Annotated in this window: 11 protein-coding genes; 7 read left to right on the plus strand and 4 right to left on the minus strand. The window is 46.9% G+C overall.

All coding sequences use genetic code 11. The annotated features are described in order from the left end of the window. Window positions 1-71 precede the first annotated feature (71 nt). The 3 genes from HP548_RS28940 (at window position 72) to HP548_RS28950 (ending at window position 3084) form a co-directional block, all read left to right on the plus strand. Complete coding sequence (locus tag HP548_RS28940) at window positions 72-1934, plus strand: S-layer homology domain-containing protein (RefSeq protein ID WP_175383598.1); 1863 nt, start codon at window positions 72-74, stop codon at window positions 1932-1934. 19 nt (window positions 1935-1953) lie between these two features. Next, window positions 1954-2475, plus strand: a complete 522-nt coding sequence (locus tag HP548_RS28945) for a hypothetical protein (protein ID WP_076290232.1) — start codon at window positions 1954-1956, stop codon at window positions 2473-2475. A gap of 87 nt (window positions 2476-2562) precedes the next feature. Then, window positions 2563-3084, plus strand: a complete 522-nt coding sequence (locus HP548_RS28950; RefSeq protein ID WP_175383599.1) for a hypothetical protein — start codon at window positions 2563-2565, stop codon at window positions 3082-3084. Between the two features lie 98 nt (window positions 3085-3182). On the opposite strand, the gene HP548_RS28955 is transcribed toward HP548_RS28950, so the two are convergent. Beyond that, window positions 3183-4103, minus strand: a complete 921-nt coding sequence (locus tag HP548_RS28955) for an AEC family transporter (RefSeq protein ID WP_063567676.1) — start codon at window positions 4101-4103, stop codon at window positions 3183-3185. A 121-nt stretch (window positions 4104-4224) separates the two neighbouring features. Here HP548_RS28955 and HP548_RS28960 point away from each other — a divergent pair, with 121 nt between their 5' ends. The 3 genes from HP548_RS28960 to HP548_RS28970 all read left to right on the plus strand — a co-directional run bounded on the left by HP548_RS28960 (window position 4225) and on the right by HP548_RS28970 (window position 7087). After that, the gene (locus tag HP548_RS28960; RefSeq protein ID WP_175383600.1) at window positions 4225-4740 is read left to right on the plus strand and encodes a mismatch-specific DNA-glycosylase; all 516 of its coding nucleotides are present in this window, start codon (window positions 4225-4227) and stop codon (window positions 4738-4740) included. Between the two features lie 198 nt (window positions 4741-4938). Further along, complete coding sequence (locus tag HP548_RS28965; protein ID WP_175383601.1) at window positions 4939-5511, plus strand: RNA polymerase sigma factor; 573 nt, start codon at window positions 4939-4941, stop codon at window positions 5509-5511. Next, on the plus strand, window positions 5492-7087 hold the full coding sequence (locus HP548_RS28970; protein ID WP_175383602.1) for a DUF4179 domain-containing protein: 1596 nt from the start codon (window positions 5492-5494) through the stop codon (window positions 7085-7087). Before HP548_RS28965 ends, HP548_RS28970 begins: the two co-directional genes overlap by 20 nt. Before the next feature lie 133 nt (window positions 7088-7220). Here the strand turns inward: HP548_RS28970 and HP548_RS28975 are convergent, their stop codons facing one another. Further along, a complete protein-coding gene (locus tag HP548_RS28975; RefSeq protein ID WP_175383603.1) occupies window positions 7221-8279 on the minus strand; it encodes a LacI family DNA-binding transcriptional regulator in 1059 nt (352 codons plus the stop codon). A 247-nt stretch (window positions 8280-8526) separates the two neighbouring features. Here HP548_RS28975 and HP548_RS28980 point away from each other — a divergent pair, with 247 nt between their 5' ends. Beyond that, a complete protein-coding gene (locus HP548_RS28980; RefSeq protein ID WP_175383604.1) occupies window positions 8527-9846 on the plus strand; it encodes a glycoside hydrolase family 125 protein in 1320 nt (439 codons plus the stop codon). A 307-nt stretch (window positions 9847-10153) separates the two neighbouring features. Here the strand turns inward: HP548_RS28980 and HP548_RS28985 are convergent, their stop codons facing one another. After that, window positions 10154-11209 (minus strand): Gfo/Idh/MocA family protein, encoded by a 1056-nt coding sequence (locus HP548_RS28985; protein WP_175383605.1) that lies wholly within the window; start codon window positions 11207-11209, stop codon window positions 10154-10156. 75 nt (window positions 11210-11284) lie between these two features. Then, window positions 11285-12172, minus strand: coding sequence for a sugar phosphate isomerase/epimerase family protein (locus HP548_RS28990; protein ID WP_072735191.1), 888 nt, complete (start codon window positions 12170-12172; stop codon window positions 11285-11287). Window positions 12173-12296 lie beyond the last annotated feature (124 nt).

Raw genomic sequence — 12296 nt, forward strand, 5'->3', positions numbered from 1 at the left:
TTCAACTTTCATTGTATATAGCACAACATTTCTAGGTCTCTAATTTACTATCGAAAAGGAGAGAAAAATCTTTGAATAAATGGCTTTTACGCACAACGCTTGGTGTTTTCTTGTTAAGTCACTTTCATGCGACTGCTGTATCCTCGCAAGTTACCGAAAAACTTTTCTCGGATATAGATCAAGCCTCCAACTGGTCTCTGGCCTCAATCGCTTATCTGAACGAACTGGGCATTACCCAGGGCTATGATAACGGGACGTATCAACCGCGCAAAAAAATTACTCGTCAAGAGGTGGCTGAATTGCTTGTACGGGCTCTCCAGTTACCGGCCAATGAATCTACATCCGTGCTGCCTCCGGATGTTCGTGCAAGCAGTTGGTCTGCAAACAGCATCCAACGAGTTCAGAGCCAAGGACTGATGGGCAATCCAAATGAGCCGTTTCGGCCAACAGATCTGGTAACTCGGGAAGAGTTGTTGTCCATCTTTGTCCAAGCCACTGGAGCCCAAGGAAAAGGGACTGCCGTACTGTCGGATCGTGAAGTAAGTGATCCTGTCAGCAAGCAAAGCATTGAAACATCCATGGAAATCGGTTTGTTGCAGGGGGATGGTCAAAAGTTGGCTTTGGATAGACCAACGGAACGACAGGAAATCGCTGTCTTTTTGACTCGTTTGATTCAGGCACTTGAAGAACCGAAAACGAGGGAGATGGAACTCACCATTATTAATGAGAGTACTGTCCGTATCGGTGCTTTCAAATATCCGGTGACAGACGAAATTCAAAAACTGCTGACCACTGCCAACAAGCAGTTACTCGAAGGGGCGACCTTGAAGGTCACGCTGACACCGGATTACAAGATTCAGAACATTGTGGATTTAACGGTGCCTGCTTCCAAAAAGAATCTTGTATTTGATGGTGGAGATCTGCATATTACGGGGAATTTGATCATTTTGGGTGATGAACTAACCATCAAAAACCTTTCAGTGGATGGACAGGTATTGACTAATGGGAATACCAAAACCTCGCTGGTTTTTGAGAATGCCAAGATCAAAGGAATGGAATTGAATGTGGCTACCAAGTTGACTTTGACAGGCACGACTTCCGTTGACTCATTAACTGTGGCACAAAAAGCGGTTAAGGATTCTGAGATTGTTCTCCAGCAAACTAGCGTAATCAACGATATTATTGTTCCGGACAAGCAGCTCGTTCCGAATTTGGTCAAGGATTACAGTGGGAATCAGGGCAAGATTCAGCTCATTAATGGGAAACCTCGAGACGTACAACCTGCGGTTTCTACGGGTGGAACAACTACTGGCGGCAGTTCTGGGGGAAGTGTAGGTCCAGCAGGACCAGTGGTTTCAACAATCGCCAAAATTCAGGAGGTTGCTGAGGCCTATCAGCTTCCGACGCAAGTGTCTGTCCGGATGCCTGATGGCAGTACCGTTATGAAAACAGTGGTTTGGACTGCACCCAAAGACGTGCAAATCACGAATAATGAAGTCCTTATTAATGAACCAGGGATATATCTGTTCACAGGTCAGGTTGAAGGTATCTCCGAAAAATCTCAGTTGAAATTGGATGTTAGACTGCCATTGAAACTGCAGGTAGGGTCAGAAAATTCGGGGATTGTCGTAACCACGCCTGGTGTGAGCAAAACGGTATCCTTCACATCTCAGCCTGTTTCTGAAATAGCAACGACCGTTAATCACGCCAGTTACTTGCTTGAATGGACTGATGAAAACGGCTCTTCATCTGATGTAGAGCTGATCAGTACGCCAGGATATACATCATACGATGTCGGCAATGGCTGGCTTATTACGAAGTCCGATGATGCTGCCGTTGTAAGCAAGGAAACAATCTCGTTTGAGGTGAAATTCAATGCTCCGGGGACATACTCCGTGCAGATAAGTGCTGTGAAACATAAACATTTTGATTAAGAAAAAGGAGTGTTCTCTCATGTTGAAAATGAATAAATTAACAAAAGCTCTGTTATTATCCTCTGCCTTGCTCTTGGCGGCCAGCCCTACGTATGCAGCTTCCGGAAGACCGGTATCCAATACGATTACGGCCAGTTTCAAGGTAAATCCTGTTGCTCCATCCTTTGTGCTAAAGTGGGTGGATAATGCGAACGCAGAACTGGAAACGCTGCCGTTGCAAACTGTGACTAGCGGAGAAAACAAGGATGTTAAGGTTCGTGCAACGACATCCAAGACCTATACAGATATCCAATTGTTGTTTACCATCACCCGTACAGACGGAACTGCAATTACTGCAAATGATGTGGAATTGAACGAATACGTAAACAATTCGCTTGGATCGCCAAGAACCGGAGAAGTTGGAGGTGATGGTAAACTGACTATTTATACAAGGTATTATCAAACGGTCACTTCACCAGTGCATGACTTCTTGTATAATCTGAAATTCAACAACACGGGTGAGTACGAGATCAGCGTAGTTGCTCTAAATTCACCAGCTTAAGTCAAGATTGTGAAAAGTCTGCAATAGCGGGAGAGAGCCGGGAGAATCCGGTTTTTCCCCTTGGAGATAAAAAGGAGATCAATACCTATGAGAATCCCGAAATTTGTTATGGCAGTACTTCTATCTACCGCATTGTTTACTATGGCGGCCCCAGCGTATGCCGACTATTCTTACACGCCTTTATCCAATAAAATTACAGCGACTTTCAAGGTGAATGCCCCGGCAGAACCTACCTATGTATTGAAATGGTTGGATTCAAGCAACCATGAATTGGAGACACTTCCGCTTCAAACCGTAAATAGCGGGGACAGCAAGGATCTCAAGCTTCGCGCAACCGTTAGCCAGGACTTTAAGAATATCCAATATTATTTTAAGATTACCAGAACAGACGGAACTTCCATCACCAAAAGTGATTTGGATTTGTCCCAGTATAGAGATAGTGGTGGTCTAACCGCATTAAGTAGTAGTGTGGATGGGGAGCTACTTTTAATTTATTCCAAAAACTTTAGTACTATAACGAGTCCAAGCATGGATTCGACATTCAAAATTACATTCAACTCGGCTGGGCAATATCAGATTAGTGTTGTTGCTGTTTCAGCACCAATCTAATGAACCAAACAAGTCCATAACCCGTATCATGGGTTATGGACTTGTTTTTTTGGAAACGGAACATGAAGTGGAGAAGCTTCAGGTTTGATTTGCCAGTATCAGAACGTCTTCGCAAACGAAATCAGTGCGGTAATCGTAATGATGTTAAGCAACGTCGAGATCAGAACCGTCTGGGCGGCAAAGTCTGGCTCGTTATCGTATTCCTCGGCCAGAATGGACGCATTGACTCCGGTAGGCATACCGGATGCGATAATAAGGGCTTGAGCAGCGATACCTTGCAAACCGAGCAGCAGTACAATCGAAATCCCGATGGCCGGGCCAATCAGCAAACGCAGAAATGTGCTAATATACACATCAAGACGATACAGGCGGATCGGATATTTTACAATTTGGGCACCGAGTGTCAGGAGCGCTACAGCGACCATACTTTGCTGCGCGTAAGTCAGCGGCATGGACAGGAAAGTGGGCAATGGAATGTTCCCCATATGAAACAAAATGCCGAGCAACAGTGCATAAGGAACGGGCATTTTTAGAAATCCAATGATCACCGCACGGTAATTGCCTTTGAGCTTGGCACCCTGAATAGACAGAACACCATAGGTAAACGTCAGCAATGCCTGTAAAGACATGACCAGTGCCTGGATGGAAGAGGCCAGCGGATCACCACGAAATACCAGGGAGTTGATGGGCAGACCATAATTGCCTGCATTGTCTAGCATGATGCTGTTGTTGAAGGCAGCCTTCATGCCTTTGTTCATGCGAAGCGAGCGTGCGAACACAGACCCCACAATATAGAGAATAAGTACATATAAGGCGTAAAAAAGCGTGACAGTTCCGAGCAATTCCCCCGACATATCGGAGTGGTACATGCTCATAAAGACGGCTGCGGGGGTAATACAATAGAAATTGATTTTGGCGAGGGTGTACAAGTCCAACTTGAACACCTTTTGCATCCAAGACCCGACGGCAATCAGGAGAAAGACGGGCAGGACGACTTCAAGCATGATGTCTGCAATCATCAGTTCAGCTTCCTTTTTCATGAAAATTTCAGTCCGATTTCGAAAATACTTCAACCATTATATCATTTTATACACAGATGAAAGATGTAAATGACTAAAAAAGATAAGGGGGCTTTTCATTATGATTCCAGATCATCTGGATTATGGTTTATCGATATTATTTATTGGATTCAATCCCAGCATCACGTCTGGAGAGACGGGTCATCATTATGCTTATAAAGGAAACCGTTTCTGGCGCATTCTTGAACGTTCCGGATTGACTCCTCGTTTATATGATGCACAAGAGGATGGAGAGTTGCTGAAGCTGGGGTACGGATTTACGAATATTGTTGCCCGGCCAACAAGAGGTATGGACGATATTACAAAGGAAGAATATACAGAGGGACGGCAGATTTTACGGCAAAAGCTGGAGGAATACCGACCAGACATCGCCTGTTTTGTGGGGAAAGGGGTATACACTCAGTATAGTCAGCGTGCCAAAGCGGAATGGGGATTTCAGGACGACCCGGTCGTCAAGGAAATTCATGAATTTGTAGCCCCGTCATCCAGTGGACTCGTGCGTATGTCGATGGATGAAATTGTAGCGATCTATTCACAGCTTAGTGATTTTGTCTCAGAGAAAAGCAGGGAGGGCTGAAAACGAAGCAAAAAAGAAACTCCACATGGCAGTAAGTGCAGCAGTAACAATGAACCTTCAATGGTTGCAGAGTTCGGCTATCCGGTTTACACCGGGTGGCGCGAATTCTTTTTTTTGGATAAAGTGAGAGGTTTCAGGAAGTGATTCCGTCTATATAGTACAGAACCATGCATGGAAGCTATAGAGAAGGGGGATTACATGACTCAACAGATACCAGAGGAGGAGCTCATTCAGCGTATTATGGCAGGGGACAAACAGCTATTTGCTGTGCTCGTGGATCGATATAAAAATAAAGTTTTCGGCATTTTGCGCGGAATGGGTGCGAGTCATCAGGATGCACAGGATCTCGCTCAGGATACGTTTCTTCGGATGTACCGCTATCTTTCGACACGAAGGGAAGGAAGCAGTTTCTCATCTTGGGTATACACCATCGCTGTGAATCGGATGCGGGATTTTATGCGGCAACAGAAACCGGTCATGACCGCTGTTTATACAGGCTTGGAACAAACCAATGGTGAAACGCCAGAGAAACATGTGCTGCATAAGGAGATGCAGCGTGAAATATATCGCCAGATGGACCAACTGCCAGAGTCGTATCGGCTTGTGCTGCTGCTTAAATATACGAATGAGCTGAGCTACGAAGAGATTGCAGATATCACGGACATGAGCCCCGCACAAGTGCGTAATGCACTTTATCGAGGGAAGAAAACGTTGAAGAAACAAATGGAGCGCAAAGGAGGTTTATCGACGTATGAAGCCTATTCCAAATGATGAGGATCGATTGTGGGAACAGCATTTCTTTCGTGAGGAACCGGATGCGGACTTTACGCTTGAGGTGATGCGGAAACTGGATGGAATGTCCATGGAAAGCGCAGAGCACGGGGATCCATTTACGAAAAAGGCTTCCAAGTCCCATTGGATGCGCCGTACTGGGATTGCAGCGGCGGCAGTTGTGATCCTTGTGGGAGGGGCATGGTTTGCTTTTGATCACACAGCAAAATCGACTCAATCCACGGTAAATGCCGTAAATAACCCGCCATTACCTAACATACCTGTTCCAGAAGAACTCAAGTATTCCTATTTTGCCGATGATTACAAACGCTTGAAGCCACTCGGTCTAGTGGTTAATCCGAATATCAACATTGAGGATCAGGGCTACACGCTTAAGATCAAAGATGTGTTGGTAGATCGCTCTCAAATCGTGATCACACTGAAACAAACAACACCTGATGGGCTAGGGCTTTTTGCAATATCTCCAGAGGCGGGGAGAATTCATATTACGGACGATCAGGGGCGACAGGTTGCAACTCTTGCGCGGGATACCAGAACAAGCGGTTCGGCAGCTGAACGATTGGTATTCCAGTTGCATGATGATATCCCGGATCAGGTGATCGTGCGTGGAGAACTTGGGCATCTAAAAGTAGGAAGCTATTATAATTTTGAGACAAAATCATACGAAGATAAAAATGCTGTGATAGATTGGAGCTTTCAATTCAACATCGATATGACCAAAGCCAAATCACTGGCTGTTGAGGCTCCTATGAACAATACCTACACCACTCCTGAGGGTTTGAAACTGGACATGACACAGCTAGTACGTACGCCAAACGGGACCCGCCTTGATATGAACATCAGTCTGGATGATCAACTTCGTGCCAAAGTCGGAGAAGATTGGGCAGATGATATGGACCTGATGTATCACATCGAAATTCCTGAAACGAATGAGTATCGAATATTCAACGGGAGCAGACCAGATGCCCGTCAAGCCAAGTTCCGGTTCCGAGATTTGAGTGGATTAATGGATGGTGGTCCATTGAAGTTATCGGAGACATGGGACCCTGCTTTTGTTACGGTGGATGCGAAGAAGATTCGCTTTGTCCTGGAAGGATACACCATACCAGTGTGGGGAGAGAAGTCGGTGGAAGTGGATCTGGAAAAGATGCGTAAGGATGCTGAAATTTACACCTACGTACTGCAATTTGAACAATATGGAGATGAAATTTTATTTTCTGATTTCAATTTCAAACCGGTGTGGGAATCCTATGACAAAAACTACTCATTAGTCCTGGAGGGAAGAGGGACGTTCCGAAATGCTTTTAATGGCGATCGCTGGGTGGCTGTAGATCCGGAAGGAAAAGAGTATCCTGTTCAAGTAATCGGTTATCCAGACCAGCCTAATAATGACGGAGAATACGTTGCAGACAATCTGAAATTGGTCATCCGTGGTTTTTACAAAGAAGATGGAACAAAATTAACCTTAAAACGAACCGTAGTTAATCGTGAGTATCGAGACGTGAATTGGGAAGTAGATCTTCCATCGTATACCAGTCTGCCTTGGCAGAAATAAAGAAACGGAACGGAATAAGCTTGGAAGAATAACAAGATAGAGATAGAAGGGCCCAGCATAATAAAATGCTGAGCCTTTTTGATATTCAATAAAGTTAAGTCCTGCTGATGCTAAGTAAGTTGTGCACATTGAGTTACGCCGATTCCCGTGGAATAAGGGACGTGGATAACATCACCGTTTCCTTTGGTGTTCCCGGGCGTTCAATTCTGCGCTGTAACGCTTCGATCGCACGCTGACCGAGTTCCTCTTTGCACAGGTTGACTGTGGTCAGGGGCGGTGACGATGTGGCGGCGGCATGCACATTGTCGATACCGATGACAAGGCAATCCTCAGGTGTGGAGAATCCCATTTCCTGCAACTTATTCATCCACTGCAAGGCGATATCATCATTGACGCCAATCCAGGCATCGGGCCGTTCGTTCGCGGGCATGTTTTTGATTGTGGCAGCCAATTGGTCGATCCATTCGCCGTTCTCATAAGGAATATTCCATTCTCTGAACGTGGTCAACCGACTGCTATCCGCGTGGAAATGGTTCAAAGCCAGTTCGATGCCGATCTTCCGCTGCGCAAAGCTGGCAGCTCGGCCATCATCCGTAATCAGACCGATACGGCGGCACTGCATCGACATTAAATATCTAGCCACAGTAATGCCTGCTTCCAGGTTATCATGGCTGATCGTATCGCAGTTCAATAGTGGCTCCTGATGATCCACGAGCACAATTGGGCGGCCTGTCTGGGTCAGTCGTTGCAGGACTGCATGGGGGAAAGCGCCCATGGCGATGACTCCTGCACAACGTTCCCAATCCAAGTGAGGAACGATTGCCCGTTCTGGCGGCGTGTGTTCATCAGCGACTCCCAGAGAGGGAGATACAATGGCATGATGCCATCCTCTCTCATTACAGGCAGAGATCATGCCTGAGAGGACGCGCTGCCAGTAGTGGGGCTCACCCCGGTTGAGCTGATTCATGCAGATGAGAGCAAATGGGGGTTCGGATTGTTCTGTCTGGGTTGCAGTTGGAACAGTGCTGCTTCCTGGGGTGCTTTGGCGATATCCCAAGGCACGGGCTAATTCCAGCACACGGGCGCGAGTCGCTTCGCTGACACCTGTCTTGCCACTGAGTGCACGGGAGACGGCATATTTGGATAATCCAAGCTGGTCGGCCAGCGACTGGATAGATACTTTACGTGACATTTCATTACTCCTTCATATGTAAACAATTTGCATAAAACCAACGAGCCATTTCAATCTACAAGATATGATCCAATTTATTTTTTAATATACCATCCGTTATGAATTGACGATCATCTTCCGGCACAGTACACTTACAAATAATAATGTTATTATAATTTATCATAACGAAAATAACAATGCGACACAAATCATTGAATGAATCGATGCAAACAAATATGGAAACTTCAATTCAAAGGAGACGACATCCATGGAACAGTTCAGATTACCGAAAATCCCCATGCCGCATCTGGAATTACCGCAAGCTGTGCAGAACATTCTTACCGAGGCCGAGGAACGACTGCAACATAGACCAAGATTGCTGGCACAGTTCCGTAACTGTTTTCCCAACACGTTGGAAACGACGACAAAGCTATTGGATGATGGGACAACCTTTGTTATTACAGGGGATATCCCGGCAATGTGGCTGCGTGATTCAGTGGAGCAGGTGATGCACTACGTTCCGCTGGCAAAGGAAGACGAACAGCTGCAGCGGATCATTGGCGGGCTGATCAAACGGCATACGTTCTATGCGGACATCGATATCTATGCCAATGCGTTTAACGAAACGGCTAATGGATGGCATTGGGATGCGAATGATGAGACAGAAATGTCGCCTTGGGTGTGGGAACGCAAGTTTGAGCTGGATTCACTTTGTTTCTCTATGCGGCTCGCCTATGCGTATTGGCGTGAGACGGAATTGACGGATATATTTGAAGAGCGTTTCAAGAGGGTGATGGAGAGCGTAGTACGTCTGTGGAAAACGGAGCAGCGTCATGGTGATCAGTCCCCATATCGATTCATGCGCCGGAATTGTCCAGCCCATGATACGCTCCGTAACGAAGGATTGGGGATGCCGGTAAACTATACCGGGATGATCTGGTCCGGTTTCCGCCCCAGTGATGATGCATGTGATTTTCATTATAATATCCCGGCAAATATGTTTGCAGCGGTGACTTTGCGCCAAATGGGGGAGATTGCAAGGTGGGTATTTCGAGATGAGAAGCTTGTCAGTGAGATGGCTCATCTGGAAGAAGAAATACGACATGGTATTTCCTTATACGGTACTTACCGTCACCCCGAGTATGGGCAGATTTATGCCTATGAGACGGATGGTTACGGCAACTTTTGCCTAATGGATGATGCAGGTACCCCGGGACTTATGTCTATTCCGTATTTGGAGTATGCTTCCACCGAGGACATCGTGTACCAGAATACACGGCGCTTTATTTTGAGCAAGGAAAATCCGTTTTATTATGAAGGACAAGCAGCCAAAGGCATCGGCAGCCCTCATACTCCTCCCGGATACGTCTGGCATATGGCGCTGTCCATGCAGGGTTTGACCGCAGACAATGATAAGGAAATGCTGGACATGATAGATTTGCTGGAGAACACGGATGCAGGCACCGGGTACATGCATGAAGGGTTTCATTCGGATGATCCAAACACGTTCACAAGGCCCTGGTTTGCTTGGTCGAACAGCCTGTTCTCGCAGCTTGTGTACAAGGCAATGAAAAAAGGAATTCTATAAAATGATGTAAGTTCAAAAAAATAACTGCCTGCAAAGCAGTCGTTCCGGTTACGAATCGTTCTTTCGATCGCTGTTATCCCCGGATTTTTTGATTCCCTTTTTGTAAGGGGAAATCCGGTGATAAAGGCGAGCACTTCGTTTCTCTAGAATCGATTTCGTTCCCTGCACTGCGTTTGCTATTTGGCATGACATTTTTTCGGCTACATCATTTCTAGAATAGAAGAGTGAGTAGACAAAAAGCCCAAACTGCTAAAGATTCGCAGTTTGGGCTTGGTTTATGAGGAAGGATATGTGACTCACGGCTTCGCTATGTGGTTTTCAGCAGATCCGCAATGAGCACCTTTTGACCTGTGCGGGCACTTTCGAGGGATGCAAGGACCATGGCCATACTGAACTGGTTATCACTGCAATCGGTCTCAGGCAGTCGCCCGGATTCCAGCGCTGCGAACATGTCTTCGAGACAGCCGTGGTGTCCTGTTTTGTCCATGACAGGCTGCTCTCCTTCGATCCGCTCACACGGTTGGAAAAAGGACGGTTTACCTTCCGCATCCAGATGCTGTGCCGAGACAACTTCAGCATAAATGTCATCATGTCCATCCCAGATCGCGGTTCCTTTTTCGCCGGTTACACGCCAGGATGCTTCCCATGAAGTAGGCACACCTTCTGTGCACCAGGACCCGCGATAGTTAAACACGGAGCCATCGGACATTTCGAAGATGCATAGTGCCATCGCATTACCTTGATACCAGGACCCCGGAGGATTGAATTCGTGGCAGTACACCGAGACCGGGTTGGCACCGAGAATATAACGTGCCTGGTCGAAGGTGTGAATCGCCATATCCAGCAGCAGTGGACTATCCATCAGGTCACGGAATCCTCCAAAATGAGGTCCCAGGAAGAAATCTGCCCCTGCAAAACCGACCTGACCAATCGTTCCGTTGGAAATCAACTGCCGATAGGCGCGAATACGTGGATCGAAACGACGATTTTGCATCACAGCCTGAATATTGCCTGTACGGCGTGCAGTCTGAACAATATCTTCACAATCAGAGAAGGATTCCGCCAGAGGTTTTTCGCCAAATACATGACATCCTTGCTGTAACGCCGTCATGGCAATGCCGTGATGGCTCGCTGGAATGGTGACATCAAATACGATATTGGCATCTGTTGCTCGAATGGCCTCACTGATATCTGTAAACGTGGGACAGGAGAGGCCGTGCCGTGCAGCGAGTGCAACGGCAGTCTGTTCATACAGATCGACAAGCCCCACAATTTCCGTGTCCGGTCTCTGCATGGCGTAATCAACCCAGGTATTGGACATGGCCCCACAGCCTGCCACAACTACCCGATAAGGATGACTCATCCTATCATCTCCTTATACTTTTCATTTTCTATGTTCGTGCAATGGACATCATGCCACTCCATGTTAATCCCGTTTCTATACCGGATTGGGAACAAAATCTCCACCGCGACATTGTTTTAAATATTTTAGTGCGTGCACCTGTCCGGTCATTTCGAGTTCATCTTTGTAGACAGGATCATGCCAGCCTTCAATATCAATCGTTCCCTGATACCCGTTTTGGCGCAAAATTGTAATGATGTCGGACCAGTTGGTATCCCCGAAGCCGGGTGTACGGTGCCAGACGAATTCACGTGGGCCGTGTACGCCATATTCTTTGACGATGTCCCAGGCAATGGTGGCATCTTTGCCGTGCACATGGAACACTTTAGGCGCCCATTTGCGCAGCTGAGGAATTGGATCGATCAGGCTGGACATTTGATGGCATGGCTCCCATTCCAATCCGATGTTTTCATCAGGAACTGCATCGAACATCATCTCCCAGGCGGTTGGATTATGCGCAATGTTCCAATCGCCTGTCTGCCATGTACCACCCATATCACAGTTTTCAAAAGCAATGCGTACACCCCGGTCTGCAGCCCGGCGTGCCAGTTCTCCAAACACTTCCTTGAAACGTGGGATGGATTGGTCAATCGGTTGATCGGTCAGTCGTCCGGTGAACCCGGAGACGATATCCGCTCCGAAAAGCTGGGCATGGTCAATCACTCGTTCCCAACTGGCCAGTGTATCGGCATTATCCCCGGCTCCGGTGAGCGGATTGCCAAAGACACTTACTGCAGAGATGACAATTCCTTGTTCGTCCACGATTTCACGGACACGTTTGGCTGTTTCAGCGAGGTCCAGATCACCAGTTGTTTGCCAGAAGGTCAGATTGAATGATTCGAAGCCATGTTTCATGATCTGTGGAATGACGCGGACTGCGTCGTGTCCACCCACAAGGGTGCCTATGCGTAACGGATTATTCATGGTTGAATTTCACTCCAATATTGGCTTATAGTACTTCGTGACACACTCATTATAGCCGGGCATCTGCCGCATGGCTCTATACAATCTTGTGCAATATTAGTCTGATCTTGTGGGGAAAGGAGGA

Source organism: Paenibacillus taichungensis (assembly GCF_013359905.1).
Classification (GTDB): domain Bacteria; phylum Bacillota; class Bacilli; order Paenibacillales; family Paenibacillaceae; genus Paenibacillus; species Paenibacillus taichungensis.